This is a genomic window from Micromonospora sp. DT227, assembly GCF_049841835.1.
Classification (GTDB): domain Bacteria; phylum Actinomycetota; class Actinomycetes; order Mycobacteriales; family Micromonosporaceae; genus Micromonospora.
In genome coordinates this window covers 76,343-90,450 of the sequence record NZ_JBNCLA010000010.1, presented here as the reverse complement: position 1 = coordinate 90,450, position 14,108 = coordinate 76,343, and the positions used below count along the sequence as shown (strand labels likewise).

The following is a 14,108-nucleotide window of genomic DNA, read 5'->3' as shown; positions in this document are numbered from 1 at the left end:
GCGGCGGAATCGGGGCCGGGGGGGCGGGCGTTGTACCGGGCAGACCGCGGGCCAACCGGCCACCCCGTGGCCCCGCCCGTGCCGGCATCCGGGCCCCGCGCAGGCACCCTCGTCCGCCGGCCGGGCCTGTCCCGAGACGTCCCCCGCACGCGGTACCCGCCGCGTCTTCCCCCTGGGAGGCAACCATCATGGCTACCACCCTGCTGCGCAAGACCGTGCTGACCGCTGCCGGCATCGCCGCGACCGCCGGTGGCGTCGCCGGCCCCGCCATCGCCGCCCACGCCGCCCCCACCGGCCCGACCAGCGCCGTGGTGACCGACCGCAAGGGTCACGGCGAGCGGGAACTGGACGTGCGTTACGAAGCCCAGCCCAACTTCTACTTCTGCGGCCCCGCCGCCGCCCGCAACGCGCTGTCCGTGCAGGGCAAGGACATCGACGTGCAGACCATGGCCGAGGAGATGGGCACCACCGAGGCCGGCACCAACAGCATCAACGACATCACCCCCGTGCTGAACAAGGAGACCGGCGCCAAGGACGCCTACAAGTCGGTCGAGATCAGCACGCCCAAGGCCGACGACAAGCAGACCGACAAGCTGCGCGCCGACGTCGTCCGCACCGTCGACGCCGGCCGGGCCGTGGTCGCCAACATCGCCGGCACCGCCACCGACACGGACGGCAACACCCACTCCTTCGAGGGCGGGCACTACATCAGCGTCATCGGCTACCGCGACGACGGCAGGACCGTCACCATCGCCGACAGCGCCGACCCGACCATGGCCTCCTACCGGATGAGCATCGACAACCTCGCCGACTGGATCGCCACCCGCGGCTACAGCACCAGCTGAGCAACACCCGAACGGGCCCGACCCCCACGCACCGGGGGTCGGGCCCGTTCGGCGTATCCAACGGCTGCCTGCCGGTCATCTGGCCGTCACGTCGGTGTCGTCACCCGGACCGGTCGCTCCACCACGCTCGGTCGCGTCGGACCAGCCGCGCGACCAACGGAGGATCAGCTGTGGCAGTCGAGGAGGCGACGGACCGCCCACCGACCACCCGACCCGACGTGAGCGTGGTCGTGCCGGTCTACAACACGCTCCGCTACCTGCGGCCCTGCCTCGACTCGCTGCTGCGGCAGACCATCGGGCCCGACCGGATGGAGATCGTGGCGGTGGACGACGGGTCCACCGACGGCAGCGGTCGCCTGCTGGACCGGCTCGCCGCCCGGCACCCCGGCACGCTGCGGGTGGTCCACCAGGCCAACTCGGGCGGCCCGGCCGCGCCCTGCAACCGAGGGCTGGAGCTGGCCACCGGCCGGTACGTCTTCTTCCTCGGCTCGGACGACCGGCTCGGCCCCGAGGCGCTGGAACGACTGGTCGCCGCCGCCGACCGGTACGGCTCCGACGTGGTGCTCGGCAAGGTCGTCGGCGTCAACGGCCGGCACGTCTTCGCCGACGTGTTCGCCGCCGGCAACGCGGTCGACGTGAGCCTGTTCGACTCGGCGCTGCCCTGGTCGCTGGCGAACACCAAGCTGTTCCGCCGCGACCTCGTCGACCGGCTCGGGCTGCGGTTCCCCGAGGACATGCCGGTCCTCAGCGACCAGCCGTTCACGCTGGCGGCCTGCTACCACGCCCGCCGGATCTCGGTGCTCGCCGACTACGACTACTACCACGCGGTACGCCGGCTGGACGCCCGCAACATCACCTACCACAGCCGGGTCGACCAGCGGCTGGTCAGCGTGGAACGGCTGTTCGCGTTCGTCGCCGACCTGATCCCGGCCGGCGAGCGTCGGGACGCCGTGCTGAGCCGGCACGTCGGGCTGGAGCTGGCCCACCTGGTCGGCGACGACTTCCGCCGGCTGGACCGGGCCACCCAGGAACGGGTCCACGCGACGGTCCGTCGGCTGGTCGACCAGCATGTCACCGACGGGGTCCGCAACCGGCTCGACATCGAGGCCCGGCTGCGTCTGGGCGCGGTGACCGGCGGCGGCGTCGACGAGTTGCTGGCGGTCATCGCGCAGGACACCGACCGGGGCGTACCGGCGACGGTGGTGGCGGCCGGGCGGTGGCACGCCGGCTACCCGGGTGCCCCGGCGGCGTGGACCGACGTCACCGACGTCCGCGCCGACTGGCTGGCCCGGCTGGACACCGTCGAGGTGAGCTGGGTCGACGGGCGCACCGTGACGGTGACCGCGCGCAGCCCGTACCCCCGGTTCGCCGCGGAGGCCGGGCCGGTCCGGCTGGTGGCGGGCCCGGTCGCCGGGACCACCCGGCTGGACGCCACCGACCCGACCGGGCGGACCGTGCGCACCGACTTCCCGGTCGACCGGCTCCTCGCCGCCAGCGCGGCCAGCGGCCAACGGCATCCGGTCCGCGCCGACGTGGACGGCGGGTACGGCCGCGGCGGCGCGCCGGTCCGGGCGCCCCGACTGGCCGCCGGCCGGCCCCGGCTGCTGCGGCACGGCGCCCGGCTGTACGGGGTGGCCGCGACCGTCGATCCGCGCAACGGGCAGCTCGTCCTGTCGGTGGTGCCGGTGACCGTGGGGCAGCTCGTCAGTCGGGTACGACGTCGCCTTACCGGCGCGACACGGCCGGCGGGCGCGCCGCCCCGGCCCGGGGTGGTCCCGGCGGGGAGCGTCCCCGAACGCGCGGGCCACCACGCCGAACCCGCGCCGGCGAAGCTGGACCACCTGACCGTCGCGTCCTGAGGCCGGCCGCGTCCGGTCAGGGGGCGGGGCGGAGGCGCTGCTCCAGCGGCATGGGAACCTGGAGGTACGTGGTGCCGCGCAGGTCCAGCCAGGCCCGCTCCGGCGCGCGGACCAGGCGCACCATCACGCCGGTGCACGCCGGGCACCGCCCGACCAGGCCGGGGGCGTGCGAGTAGACGTGCAGGCCGGCCATCGGACCGGTCATGCCGCAGGTGTCGCACCGCCCGGTGGTGGCGCTCAGGTCGACCGCGAGGAGTTCCCGCAGCGGTCCGTCGAGCATGTTGCCGTCCAGGTAGGACAGTTCCGTCATGCGCCCTCCTCGGGTCGTCAGCCGGTCGGGCCGAACCGTTCGGTCCGCACCCGCCGCGTCGGATGGCCGAGCCCCACCAGCAGGTCGGCCACGGTCTCCACGAATCCGGTCGGACCGCAGACGTAACAGAGCGGCTCCAACGCCGGCGGCCAGCCGTGACTGTTCACGTCGGCCAGCCCGATCCGGTGCGGCTCGCCCCGCCAGCCCTCGGGCGCCCGCCGGGTGTAGACGTACGCGACGTCCAGGCCCTGGTCGTCGCGGGCCCGGCGGCGCAGCTCGTCGGCGTAGATCACGTCGTCCGCGGTCCGTACCGAGTAGATGAGCCGGAACGGCGTCCGGCTGCCGGCCGCCCGGCGGGCCCGGATCATCGCCATCAACGGCACCACCCCGGAACCGCCGGCCACCAGCAGCACCGGCGCGGCCCCGTCGGTCCGCCAGACGAACCAACCGCCGACCGGGCCGCGGACCTCCACCGGGTCGCCCTCGGCGTACGTGTCGACCAGGTACGGCGACACCTCGCCGTCGGTCACCCGCTGCACGGTCACCTCGATCCGCCCGTCCTGCGCCGGGCCGGCGAGCGAGTACGAGCGGGCCGCCTGGTAGCCGTCGGCGGCGGTCAGCCGCAGGTCGACGTGCTGGCCGGGCAGGTGCCCGGGCCAACCGGGCACGTCCAGCACCAGTGTCTGGGCGGTCGCCGTCTCGACCCGCCGCTCGACCAGCCGGGCCACCCGCCAGGTCAGCGGCGCCGCCCGGCCGCCGGCGGTCGGCGCGGTCACCTCAGTCGCCCTGGTAGCGCTGCTCGCGCCACGGGTCGCCGTAGTCGTGGTAACCGGCCGTCTCCCAGAAACCGGGCCGGTCGTCGACGAGCAGCCGGATGCCGCGCACCCACTTGGCGGACTTCCACAGGTAGAGGTGCGGCACGAGCAGCCGGGCCGGGCCGCCGTGCTCGGCGGGCAGCGGGCGCCCGTCGTACGTGTGCACCACCCAGGCCCGCCCGCCGCGCAGGTCGTCCAGGGGCAGGTTGGTGGTGTAGCCGCCGTACGAGTGCGCCAGCGCGTGGCGCGCGTCGGTGTCCACGCCGTCGAGCAGCGTGTCCAGCGAGACGCCCTGCCAGGTGGTGCCGAGCTTGGACCAGCGGGTGACGCAGTGCAGGTCCACCGTCGGCGTGTCCTGCGGCAGGCGCATCAGCTCGTCCCAGGACCAGCGGTGTTCCGCGCCGGTCTCGCTGGTCAGCACGAACTCCCAGGTGTCGGGCGCCACGCGCGGCGTCGGGCCGGCGGAGAGCACCGGGAAGTCCTCGGTGAGGTACTGCCCCGGTGGCAGGTCCGGCGCGGACGAACGGGGCCGGCCCTGAAATCCCGGCGACACGATTCCCACCCGTCAGTCCTACCACCCCGGCCGCGACCGCACACCGCTTCCCGGGGCAACGCGTCAGGCGGGGCCACCGCCCTGCGTCTCGTGCACGACGGCGCGGTCGCCGTCGCCGCTGCCCCGGGTGGCGCGGAGGCTGGTGATGGTGACGATCACCAGGACTCCGATGATCACGCCGAGCGAGGCCAGCGTCGGGATCTCCGGCACGCCCTTCCAGATGCCGTGCGCCCAGTGCAGGCCGAGCTTGATCCCGATGAACGCCAGGATGACGGCGAGCCCGTAGCTGAGGTGCACCAGCCGGCTGAGCGCCGCGTGCAGCACGAAGTAGAGCGCGCGCAGGCCCAGCAGCGCGAACGCGTTGGTGGCGAAGACCAGGTACGGGTCCTCGGTGATGCCGTAGACGGCGGGCACCGAGTCGACCGCGAAGACGATGTCGGTGGCCAGCACCGCGACCACGACCAGCGCGAACGGGGTGAGCGCCCGCCGGCCGTGCTGCCGGATGGTCATCCGGGTGCCGTGGTATTCCTCGACCACCGGCATGACCTTGCGCAGCAGCCGCACGGACCGCATCTTGTTGATGTCGACCTCCTGCTCGTGCCCGGAGAGGGCGTCGCGCAGCAGCTTGACCGCGGTGGCGATCAGGATCAGCGCGAAGAGCAGGAAGGCGAAGTCGAGCGTCTGGAGGGCGGCGGCGCCGAGCGCGATGAAGATCGCGCGCAGCACCAGCGCGCCGGCGATGCCGTAGAGCAGCACCCGCTGGGCGAGCACGGCGGGCACCGCGAACGCGGCCAGCAGCAGCATGAAGACGAACAGGTTGTCGACCGAGAGCGACTTCTCGACCAGGTAACCGGTGAGGTACTCGACGCCCTGCTGGCTGCCGTAGCGGGACCAGATCCACGCGCCGAACGCCAGCGGCAGGGCGATGTAGAAGGCCGACCAGCCGAGCGCCTCCCGGATGGAGACCTCGTGCGGCTTGCGGGTGACCAGGAAGTCCAGCACCAGCAGCGCGAGCACGCCGGCGATCGTCACCGCCCACAGCGTGGGCGTGCCCACCGACGACAGGCCGGCGGCGGACAGGTAGGACACTTCGGTCATGGGGCCTCCTCGAACACCGTGTCATGTTCGAGGTCTCCTTCACCCACGGTTTCGTGGGCAACCACCCGAGGCTCGCCCCCGGGGCTCGCCGTACTGACCGGAATGGTTCGTGGGAAGTACTCCCCTCGCGGTTCCAAGGCTAGGCCACCCGGAGCCGGACGCCAAGTCGAGGCCCGGATGATTGCCCTGGTCAACCGCTGTACGGGCGGTCGGGGCCGTGGCGTGCCGGGGTCCGGAGCCCTAGGGTGACGCGGGTGACCAACACCGGACCGCTGACCGGCGTGCGGGTGATCGAGCTGGCCGGCATCGGCCCGGGGCCGTTCGCCGCCATGATGCTTGCCGACCTGGGCGCGGACGTGGTCCGGGTGGACCGGGTGGGCGGCGGCGGGTTCGGCGCGTTCCCCGGCGACCTGCTGAACCGCAACCGGCGCTCGATCGCGCTGGACCTCAAGCACCCGGACGGCCGGGAGCTGCTGCTGTCCCTGGTGGCCGGCGCGGACGCGCTGGTGGAGGGTTTCCGGCCGGGGGTGGCCGAGCGGCTCGGTCTCGGCCCGCAGGAGTGCCTCGCCGCCAACCCGCGCCTGGTGTACGGGCGGATGACCGGCTGGGGGCAGGACGGGCCGCTCGCCCGGACCGCCGGCCACGACATCGACTACCTGGCGCTGACCGGCGCGCTGCACGGGGTGGGCCGGGCCGGCGAGCGTCCGGTGCCGCCGATGAACCTGCTCGGCGACTTCGGCGGCGGCGGCATGATGCTGGCGCTGGGCGTGGTCGCGGCCGTGTACGCGGTCCGCGGCGGCGCGCCCGGCCAGGTGGTCGACGCGGCCATCGTGGACGGCGTCTCGGTGCTGGCCACCCAGATCCACGCGCTGCGCGGCCTCGGCCTGTGGCAGGACCCGCGAGGCGGAAACCTGCTCGACGGCGGCGCGCCGTTCTACGACACGTACGAGTGCGCCGACGGGCGCTACGTGGCGGTGGGCGCGTTGGAGCCGCAGTTCTACGCCGAACTGGTCCGGCTCACCGGTTTCCCGCTGGACGGCGACGACGCGCCGGACCGCGACGACCCGGCGAACTGGCCGGCGTTGCGGGCGGCCTGGGCGCGGCTGTTCCGGACCCGGACCCGGGACGAGTGGGCGGAGCTGCTGGCCGGCACGGACGCCTGCGTGGCGCCGGTGCTCGACTGGGCGGAGGCGCCCCGGCATCCGCATCTGGCCGCCCGGGACGTCTTCGTCGCGCCGGACGGCGTCGTGCAGCCGGCCCCGGCGCCACGCTTCTCGGCCACGCCGACCGCGGTCCGCCGCCCGCCGCCGCGACCGGGCGAGCACACCGACGAGGTGCTGGCCGACGCCGGCGTGGACCCCGCCCGGATCGCCGCGCTGCGCGCCGCCGGCGCGGTCGGCTGAGCAGGCGCCGCGCGAGCCGCGACGCCTCACTCTTCGCAACTGTCGCCGTGGTCACCCTCCGTTGCCCCGCGGCACGGGCGGCAGGTGCAGCCGCTGGCCCCTTTGCTCTGCAGCCATCAGCGCATCGGGGCCGTGAGCTGGTCGCGAAGTGTTCCCGTGCGGCGGACGATCGAGCCGGCGTGGTTACTCCAGGTGTGGGATGCGCCCATGGCTGCAGAGCAAAGGCGGTTCCGGGTGACCGCGCCGGCCCGGCCGTCGTGACGGACGGTATCCACCTTCGGCGCGGACCGGATCCAGCGTGGGCCCACGCCTGCCATTGCCGGCCAACGCCAGCCAACGCCAGCCAACGCCGGCCCCGGGACGGCGTCAGCGCCGGCGGGTGGTGGCGGGCGCGAGCGCCGGCTCCACCAGGTCCCGGTAGTCCCGGGGCAACTGCACCACCACGTCGGCGAACTCGCCACCGCTGATCGCCTCGCGCAGCGTGGCGAACACCGCCCGCGTCGCGCCCCGGGCGGTGTTCTCGTCGCAGCCGGCCCGGCGGGCGACCCGGGCGACGAACTCGACCGCCCCGAAGCGTTCGGCCGCCTCGGTGTGCGGCTGCGGGTTGAGCGCCCCCCGCAGCGGCTTCGGCAGTTGCGCGGCGAGGTCCAGCACCTCGCCGCCGGTCAGCCGCTCGGCCAGCGTCCCCAGCGTGGCGGCGGTGAGCGTCGCGGCCCGGTCCTCGGCGGTGCCGGTGCGTCCGGCGACCCGGGCCACGAACATGTGGTGGTCCATCGGTGGTACCCCCTTCGGTGCGCGCAGGGCGGCTACCCGTCCGGGCGCGACGGAAACCGCGGGAGATCGGGCGTGAGCCGCCACGTTGCGGGTAACCGCCGCGCGGTCACGACCCCGACGACTGGCGCGAGGAGCCCGACCCATGGCGAGCTATTCGGACGTCCTTGAGTACCTGTCCGCGCTGGACTACCCGGCCGGGAAGAACGACGTCATCCGCGAGGCGGAACGGGAGGGCGCGCCACCCGACGTGTTGCGGGCGTTGCGCGCGTTGCCGCCGGTGGACTACGCCAACGGCACCGAGGTGGCGCGGTCGGCCGGGATCGACGCGGCCCCCGAGGTCAGCCGGTCGCAGCGGGCCGCCCAGGCCCGGGACGACCATTCCCGCGTCTCGCAGCACGTGCGCCGCATCTGAGCCCGTCCGGCGCCGCCCGGTCGCGTCGCGGCCGGGCGCGACGCCGTGCGCGGCGGCGCGGCGGTTCACCGGGCAGCGGGGGTCCGGCGACAGGCGGGCGCCCCGGGTCACGAACCGCGACCTGGGGCGCCACGCAACACCTGGCCCTGACGGTGCGCGCCCGAACCGGGTCGCGATCACCAGGCGGTGGATGTTCGCCCGAACCGGGCGATCATCACTGCCACGATCATCATACGACGAGCCATCAGCCGAACGGGTGAGATTCCGGAAAGTGTGTCCGGGGGCACGTGCCTCAGCCGCGGACCCCGCCGCTGCGGTCGCGGGCCTTGAGCCGGGTGGTGGGCAGCGCGGGCGCGGGCAGCGGAGGGGCGGCGTCGTCGGCGACCGTGCCGAACCGGCGACCGGCCATCCAGTCCTCCCGCGCGGCGGCGACCTCCTCATGCGAGCGACCGACGAAGTTCCACCACATCACCAGCGGCTCGTCGAACGGCGCGCCGCCGAGCAGCAGCAGCCGGCTGCCCGGCGCGGCGCGTACCGTCAACGCCGTCCGGCCGGCGCCCAGGTAGAGCAGCGCCCCCGGGGCGAACGCCACCCCGTCGGCCTCGGCCGAGCCGGACATCGCCAGCAGCCCGTACTCGAAGTCGGGGCGCAACCGCAGCGTGGCCGCCGCCGGACCGCGCGCCTCGAGCTGCGCGCCGAGCAGCGGAGTGTGCGCGACGGCCGGTGAGCGTTCCCCGCCGAACTCCCCGACGAGCAGCGTCAGCTCCAGGTCGCCGTCGCGCCACCGGGGCAGCTCGGCGTGGTGGGCGAAGTCCGGGTCGCCGGCCCGGGCCGGGTCGGGCAGCGCGACCCAGAGCTGCACGCCGTGCATCAGCGGCGGGTGGACCAGCGGTGAGCGCTCCGAGTGGGCGATGCCCCGGCCGGAGGTCATCACGTTGAGCTGGCCGGGGCGGATCGGTTGCACGTTGCCGAGGCTGTCCCGGTGCAGGATCTCGCCGTCGAGCAGCCAGGTGACGGTCTGGAGGCCGGTGTGCGGGTGCGGCGGCACCTCCATGCCGGGCCGCTGCGCCACGTCGTCCGGGCCGAAGTGGTCGACGAAGCACCACGCGCCGATCATCCGCCGCTGGCGCTGCGGCAGCAGCCGACGAACCGTGGTGTAGCGGCCGAGCGGGACGTCGTGGCCGGGCAGCAGCACGCTGCCCGGGTCGGTGGCGCCGACGCCGGGTGGGAGCGTCTGCGCGGGCAACGATTCGGTACGGTCCACCGCCCGAACTGTACGCTCAGTCCGCGGTGACGCTCACCGCGTTCGCGCCGGCCACCAGGTCGAGGTAGAGCCGGTCCGCCGCCCGGTCCCAGCCCGGTGAGCTGACCACGTCCCCGGCGGCGATGCCGGCGCGGCGCTCGTCGTACACGGCCAGCGAGCCGGCGCCGGACGCCACCCGCACCCGGGCCGGTGGCCCACCCGGCACGGTCACCGTCAGCTCGCTGACCCCGCCGGTCATCCGCACGGTGAGCGTGCCGTCGAGCGGGGGCAACCGCAACCGGGTACGCGACGCGCCGCCGATCAGCTCGATCCCGGCGAGCCGGGCCGCGCCCAGGTCGAGCCGCTGCTCACGCACGCCGCCGACGAGTCGTACCCGCCAGGTCAGCCGGGCGTTGAGCACCACCTCGACGGCGGCCGGCCCGGCGCGGCCGTTCTCGACGATCCGCAGCCGGACCCGGTCGCCGTCCACCCGCGGGCGGGGCGTCACGCCGGCGTCGTCCGGCGCGCCGATCCGGTACAGGTCGTCGCCCAGGTCGGCGGCCCGCAGCGTGAAACTGGTGAGGCCGTCGACCAGCTCGAAGTCGGCCCGCCTTCGGTCCCCGCGCGGCGCGGTGAGCGTCTCGGTGGCGGCCACCTCGGCGCCGCCGACACCGCCGGAGCCGCCCGGGTCGGCGGCCGGCGAGGGCGGCGGGCCGCCGGAGAAGACCACCCCGAGACGGGCCGGATTGGACAGCGTCACCGCGACCGCCACCGCGCCCAGCACGACCACCAGCACGGCGGCGGCGGACAGCCAGCGGGCGGCGCCGGACCACCGTGTGTCGGGCAGGTCAGCGTCGTCCCCGGATGCCGTCATGGTCGTCCCCTCTCGCCGGTCCCCACCGGGTCATACGTCTCCGTTTCCGCCACGGTTCATTCCGGCGGCCACGGTGGCGGGACGGGTCGACCGAGCGACCGGTCAGTGATTGACAGTCCTCAACCTCGGGCCTAGGTTCAGGTCGCTACCGGCCGGTAGGCATCCGTCCCGCCCGCCGCCCCGCGCTCCGGGGCGGCACCCGTCCCCGGGGAGCAGCGATGCAGACCTCACCCACCCGCCGGCTGCTCGCCGCCGGCGCCGCGCTCGCGCTCGCGCTCGGTCTGGTCGGCGCGGCGCCCGCGCACGCCGCCGGCCACGACGACGGCAGCCAGCCGCTGCCCGGCTACACCATCGTCAACCCGCCGCTGCCGCCGCTGGTCGTGGACGGCGCCGCCACCACCGTCCGGCAGGGCGTGCACGCGCACGCCGGCTACGTCGTCGAGGTCCCGGCGAAGTGGAACGGCGACCTGGTGATGTGGGCGCACGGCTACCGCGGCCAGGGCACCGAACTCTCCCCCGAGCCGCCCGCGTTCGACCTGCGGCAGCGCCTGCTGTCCCAGGGGTACGCCTGGGCGTCCTCCTCGTACGACCGCAACGGCTACGACGTCCGCTCCGGCGTGCTCGGCACCCGGGCCCTCGCCGACCTGTTCGCCCGCACCGTGCGACGGCCGCACCGGGTGCTCATCGCCGGCGTCTCCCTCGGCGGGCACGTCATCGGCCGCTCGCTGGAGCAGTACCCGGGCTACTACGCCGGCGCGCTGCCGATGTGCGGGGTGCTCGGCGACCAGGAGCTGTTCGACTACCTGCTCGACTACAACCTGGTCGCGCAGGCGCTGACCGGCGTGCGCGCCTACCCACCGCCGGCCGACTACCTGACGAACGCGGTCCCCCGCATCCAGGTGGCGACCGGGCTGGCCGGCCTCACGCCCACCGGCCCGGACACCACCAACGCGCTCGGCAGGCAGCTGCGCGCGGTCACCGTGGCCCGCTCCGGCGGCGTCCGGCCGGGCGCCGACGCGGCGTTCGCGGTGTGGAAGGACTTCCTGTTCGGCATCGCCACCACCAACGGCGGCGACTCCCCCGCCCAGCGGCCCGGCCAGCTCGCCACGAACCTGTTCACCAGGTACGCCCCGAACCAGCCAGTGGACCTGAACGCCACCGTGCAGCGGGTCGCGCCGGAGAACCTCCGGCAGCGGCTCTCCCCCGGGCTGACCGAGGTGCCCCGGATCGCCGGCCGCCCCACCGTGCCGGTGCTCAGCCTGCACGGCCTCGGTGACCTCTTCGTGCCGTTCCGGATGGAGCAGGCGTACGCCCGCGACGTGGCCCGGCACGGCCGGTCCCGGCTGCTGGTGCAACGGGCGGTCCGGAGCACGCAGCACTGCGAGTTCAGCCCCGCCGAGGCCGGCGCCGCCTGGGACGACCTGACCCGCTGGGTACGCACCGGCCAGCGCCCGGCCGGCGACCCGGTCACCGACCTCCGGGCGGTGGCGGCGCCGGGGTTCGGCTGCCGGTTCAGCGACCCGGCCGCCTGGACCGCCGGCACCGGCACCCGCCGCCTCTACCCGGCCTGCTGATCGTCGTCGGTGCCGTACCAGCCGCCCCGGTAGACCGTGCCCGACCGGGGCGGGGCCGCCGGGGCGTCCGGGGTGGACCGGCGGTTGCGCCGGACCCGGCTCACCACGAACCAGCCGACGCCGCCCACGACCGCCAGGATGACCACGTTCTGGAGCGTGCCGACGTACGCCTCGACCACGTGCCAGTTCTCGCCCAGCAGATAGCCGGCGAGCACGAACGCGGTGTTCCAGATCAGACTGCCCAGCGTGGTGAAGAGCAGGAACACCGGCACCGGCATCCGTTCCACGCCGGCCGGGATCGAGATCAGGCTCCGGAAGATCGGGATCATCCGGCCGAAGAACACGGCCTTGACGCCGTGCCGCAGGAACCACGCCTCGGTGCGGTCCACGTCCGCCAGCTTGATCAGTGGCAGCCGGCCGGCCAGGGCGCGCATCCGGTCCCGCCCGAGCGCCGCCCCGACGTAGTAGAGCGCCAGCGCGCCCAGCACCGACCCGAGCGTGGTCCAGGCGATCGCGCCGAACAGGCTCATCCGGCCCTGGCTGGCGGTGAACCCGGCCAGCGGCAGGATGACCTCGCTGGGAATGGGCGGGAACAGGTTCTCCAGCGCCACCGCGAGCCCGGCCCCCGGGCCGCCGAGGCGTTCCACCAGGCCGGTGACCCATCCGACGGGTCCTTCGCCGGCCGGCTCCGCGGCCCGCGCGGCACTCACCCGGGGGCCGGCGAGCAGCTGTGCGTTTCCGATCATCCGACCACGGTACGGGGCGACCCGGCCGGCGACCACGGAAAGCGGCACCGGTTACGGCCGAACCGCGGGCACCCGGCCGGGTCGCGGTTACCCGGCCGGACCGTCCGACGCCGGCCGGTCAGCCGCCGCCACGCAGCCGGTCGTAGGTGTCGAGCAGTCGGCGCAGCGCGGCGGCGGTGGCGCCGTCGAGCTTGTCGTCGTCGGCCGCGTCCTCGATCCGCTCGTGCAGGTCCTCGATCCGCTTGGCCCGGTCCCTGACCTTGCCCCGGTCCAGCTCGGCGGCCTTCTTCCGCAGGTCGTCGGCGGTCTTGCGGTCGATCAGCCGGGCCGCCTCGGCGCGGTCCAGCAGAGCGGTGAAGCGGTCCGCGAGCTGTCGGGCGGTGACCGGCTCGGCCGCCGCCGACGACGGCGCGACGCGCGTCGGCGCCGGGCGGGCGCTGCTCGACGCGGGCGCGGACGGCGGGGCCACGGCCGGCGGCGTGGCGGCCCGCGGCGTCCCGGAGCGGCTGTCGAAGACCAACGCGCCGACCAGCGCGAGCAGCAGCACCACCGCGCCGGCGACCAGCACGCCGGTGAGCCGGTTCGGCGGGACCTCCGGGCGGGGCGGCGGGACCGGGCGGGCCGCCCCGGCGGGCCGCTCGATCAGCGTGGCGGGGTGCGCCACCCGGGACACCGTGGGCAGGACCGCGGTCGGCGGGTCGACCGGGCGGCCGGCGCCGAGCCGGTCGGCGACCCGGGCGGCGGTGGGTCGCCGGGCCGGGTCGAGCGCCAGGCAGGCCAGCACCAGGTCGGCGACGTCGGCGGGCAGCCCGGGCACCCGCAGCGGCGGCACCGGGGGACGCCGGTCCCGCAGGTCGACCACGTCGTCCCAGGTCCGCACCGGCAGCGGGGGCCGGCCGGTGAGGCTGCGGTAGAGCAGCGCGCCGAGCGCGTACACGTCGCCGGCCGGGTGGGTGGGCCCGGGATCGAGTCGTTCCGGGGCGAAGTAGGCCGGGGTGCCGGCCAGCGGTTCGCCGGCCGGCCCGGCAGCCGGTTGGTGCGGGCCGGCCGGCGCGGCGATGCCGAAGTCGAGCACCTTCGCGCCGGTCTCGGTGAGCATCACGTTGGCCGGCTTCACGTCCCGGTGCACCACGCCGATCCGGTGCGCGGCGGCCAGCGCGGCGGCCACCTGACCGGCCGTGCGGAGCGCGTCCGGCCAGGCCAGCGGCCCACCGGCCAGCCGGTCGGCAAGTGTCTGACCGGCCACCAGCTCCATCACCAGGTACGGCGTGACCACCCCGCCGGGCAGCGTGGCCTCGCCGTAGTCGTACACCTGGGTCACGTGCGGGTGGGTGAGCCGCGCGGCGGCGCGGGCCTCACGCTGGATGGTGGCGCGCAGCTGCGGGTCGGCGGCGAGCCGGCCGGCGAGCGCCTTGACCGCGACCGGGCGGTGCAGCACCTCGTCGTCGGCGCGCCACACCTCGGACATCCCACCGAGCCCGATGCGCTCGCGCAGGACGTACCGGTCGTGCAGCCGGAGGTCGGGCGTGAACGGCGACATGATCCCCCAGTCTGCCCGGCCACCCCCGGGCCGCACCAACCCGTATCCGGCTCGGGCCGGGC

14 protein-coding genes are annotated in these 14,108 nt (G+C 75.2%); 5 read left to right on the top strand and 9 right to left on the bottom strand.

Annotated elements, in window-relative coordinates:
* Nucleotides 1-188: 188 nt before the first annotated feature.
* The gene (locus tag ACLQ2W_RS27820) at nt 189-845 is read left to right on the top strand and encodes a C39 family peptidase (protein ID WP_425790060.1); all 657 of its coding nucleotides are present in this window, start codon (nt 189-191) and stop codon (nt 843-845) included.
* Between the two features lie 170 nt (nt 846-1,015).
* Complete coding sequence (locus ACLQ2W_RS27815) at nt 1,016-2,704, top strand: glycosyltransferase (protein WP_425790058.1); 1,689 nt, start codon at nt 1,016-1,018, stop codon at nt 2,702-2,704.
* Nucleotides 2,705-2,720: 16 nt separating this feature from the next.
* On the opposite strand, the gene ACLQ2W_RS27810 is transcribed toward ACLQ2W_RS27815, so the two are convergent.
* The 4 genes from ACLQ2W_RS27810 to ACLQ2W_RS27795 all read right to left on the bottom strand — a co-directional run bounded on the left by ACLQ2W_RS27810 (nt 2,721) and on the right by ACLQ2W_RS27795 (nt 5,480).
* A complete protein-coding gene (locus ACLQ2W_RS27810; RefSeq protein ID WP_107155648.1) occupies nt 2,721-3,014 on the bottom strand; it encodes a DUF6510 family protein in 294 nt (97 codons plus the stop codon).
* Between the two features lie 17 nt (nt 3,015-3,031).
* A complete protein-coding gene (locus ACLQ2W_RS27805; RefSeq protein ID WP_425790056.1) occupies nt 3,032-3,790 on the bottom strand; it encodes a ferredoxin reductase in 759 nt (252 codons plus the stop codon).
* A 1-nt stretch (nt 3,791) separates the two neighbouring features.
* Entirely contained in the window at nt 3,792-4,382 is a 591-nt protein-coding gene (locus ACLQ2W_RS27800; RefSeq protein WP_425790054.1) for a sulfite oxidase-like oxidoreductase, read from the bottom strand.
* Nucleotides 4,383-4,445: 63 nt separating this feature from the next.
* The gene (locus tag ACLQ2W_RS27795) at nt 4,446-5,480 is read right to left on the bottom strand and encodes a TerC family protein (RefSeq protein WP_425790052.1); all 1,035 of its coding nucleotides are present in this window, start codon (nt 5,478-5,480) and stop codon (nt 4,446-4,448) included.
* Nucleotides 5,481-5,725: 245 nt separating this feature from the next.
* Between ACLQ2W_RS27795 and ACLQ2W_RS27790 the strand changes: the two genes are divergently transcribed.
* The gene (locus ACLQ2W_RS27790; protein WP_425790050.1) at nt 5,726-6,883 is read left to right on the top strand and encodes a CaiB/BaiF CoA transferase family protein; all 1,158 of its coding nucleotides are present in this window, start codon (nt 5,726-5,728) and stop codon (nt 6,881-6,883) included.
* A gap of 366 nt (nt 6,884-7,249) precedes the next feature.
* On the opposite strand, the gene ACLQ2W_RS27785 is transcribed toward ACLQ2W_RS27790, so the two are convergent.
* Nucleotides 7,250-7,657 (bottom strand): DUF2267 domain-containing protein, encoded by a 408-nt coding sequence (locus ACLQ2W_RS27785; RefSeq protein WP_425790048.1) that lies wholly within the window; start codon nt 7,655-7,657, stop codon nt 7,250-7,252.
* 142 nt (nt 7,658-7,799) lie between these two features.
* Here ACLQ2W_RS27785 and ACLQ2W_RS27780 point away from each other — a divergent pair, with 142 nt between their 5' ends.
* Nucleotides 7,800-8,069 (top strand): DUF2795 domain-containing protein, encoded by a 270-nt coding sequence (locus ACLQ2W_RS27780; RefSeq protein ID WP_107155473.1) that lies wholly within the window; start codon nt 7,800-7,802, stop codon nt 8,067-8,069.
* 292 nt (nt 8,070-8,361) lie between these two features.
* Here ACLQ2W_RS27780 and ACLQ2W_RS27775 read toward each other — a convergent pair whose 3' ends face one another.
* On the bottom strand, nt 8,362-9,333 hold the full coding sequence (locus tag ACLQ2W_RS27775) for a pirin family protein (protein WP_425790046.1): 972 nt from the start codon (nt 9,331-9,333) through the stop codon (nt 8,362-8,364).
* 16 nt (nt 9,334-9,349) lie between these two features.
* Nucleotides 9,350-10,186 (bottom strand): hypothetical protein, encoded by an 837-nt coding sequence (locus tag ACLQ2W_RS27770; protein WP_425790044.1) that lies wholly within the window; start codon nt 10,184-10,186, stop codon nt 9,350-9,352.
* A gap of 218 nt (nt 10,187-10,404) precedes the next feature.
* Between ACLQ2W_RS27770 and ACLQ2W_RS27765 the strand changes: the two genes are divergently transcribed.
* Nucleotides 10,405-11,760 (top strand): alpha/beta hydrolase family protein, encoded by a 1,356-nt coding sequence (locus ACLQ2W_RS27765; protein WP_425790042.1) that lies wholly within the window; start codon nt 10,405-10,407, stop codon nt 11,758-11,760.
* Here the strand turns inward: ACLQ2W_RS27765 and ACLQ2W_RS27760 are convergent.
* Both ACLQ2W_RS27760 and ACLQ2W_RS27755 read right to left on the bottom strand, forming a co-directional pair.
* A complete protein-coding gene (locus tag ACLQ2W_RS27760; protein WP_425790040.1) occupies nt 11,745-12,506 on the bottom strand; it encodes a DedA family protein in 762 nt (253 codons plus the stop codon). The genes ACLQ2W_RS27765 and ACLQ2W_RS27760 overlap by 16 nt on opposite strands.
* 118 nt (nt 12,507-12,624) lie before the next feature.
* Nucleotides 12,625-14,046: a protein kinase domain-containing protein gene (locus ACLQ2W_RS27755; RefSeq protein ID WP_425790038.1), complete on the bottom strand. Its 1,422-nt coding sequence runs from the start codon at nt 14,044-14,046 to the stop codon at nt 12,625-12,627.
* Between the last annotated feature and the right edge of the window lie 62 nt (nt 14,047-14,108).

Coding starts and splice junctions, on each gene's coding strand:
- ACLQ2W_RS27820 (WP_425790060.1), top strand. CDS start 189: ATGGCTACCACCCTGCTGCGCAAGACCGTGCTGACCGCTGCCGGCATC.
- ACLQ2W_RS27810 (WP_107155648.1), bottom strand. CDS start 3,014: ATGACGGAACTGTCCTACCTGGACGGCAACATGCTCGACGGACCGCTG.
- ACLQ2W_RS27795 (WP_425790052.1), bottom strand. CDS start 5,480: ATGACCGAAGTGTCCTACCTGTCCGCCGCCGGCCTGTCGTCGGTGGGC.
- ACLQ2W_RS27785 (WP_425790048.1), bottom strand. CDS start 7,657: ATGGACCACCACATGTTCGTGGCCCGGGTCGCCGGACGCACCGGCACC.
- ACLQ2W_RS27780 (WP_107155473.1), top strand. CDS start 7,800: ATGGCGAGCTATTCGGACGTCCTTGAGTACCTGTCCGCGCTGGACTAC.
- ACLQ2W_RS27770 (WP_425790044.1), bottom strand. CDS start 10,186: ATGACGGCATCCGGGGACGACGCTGACCTGCCCGACACACGGTGGTCC.
- ACLQ2W_RS27765 (WP_425790042.1), top strand. CDS start 10,405: ATGCAGACCTCACCCACCCGCCGGCTGCTCGCCGCCGGCGCCGCGCTC.
- ACLQ2W_RS27760 (WP_425790040.1), bottom strand. CDS start 12,506: ATGATCGGAAACGCACAGCTGCTCGCCGGCCCCCGGGTGAGTGCCGCG.
- ACLQ2W_RS27755 (WP_425790038.1), bottom strand. CDS start 14,046: ATGTCGCCGTTCACGCCCGACCTCCGGCTGCACGACCGGTACGTCCTG.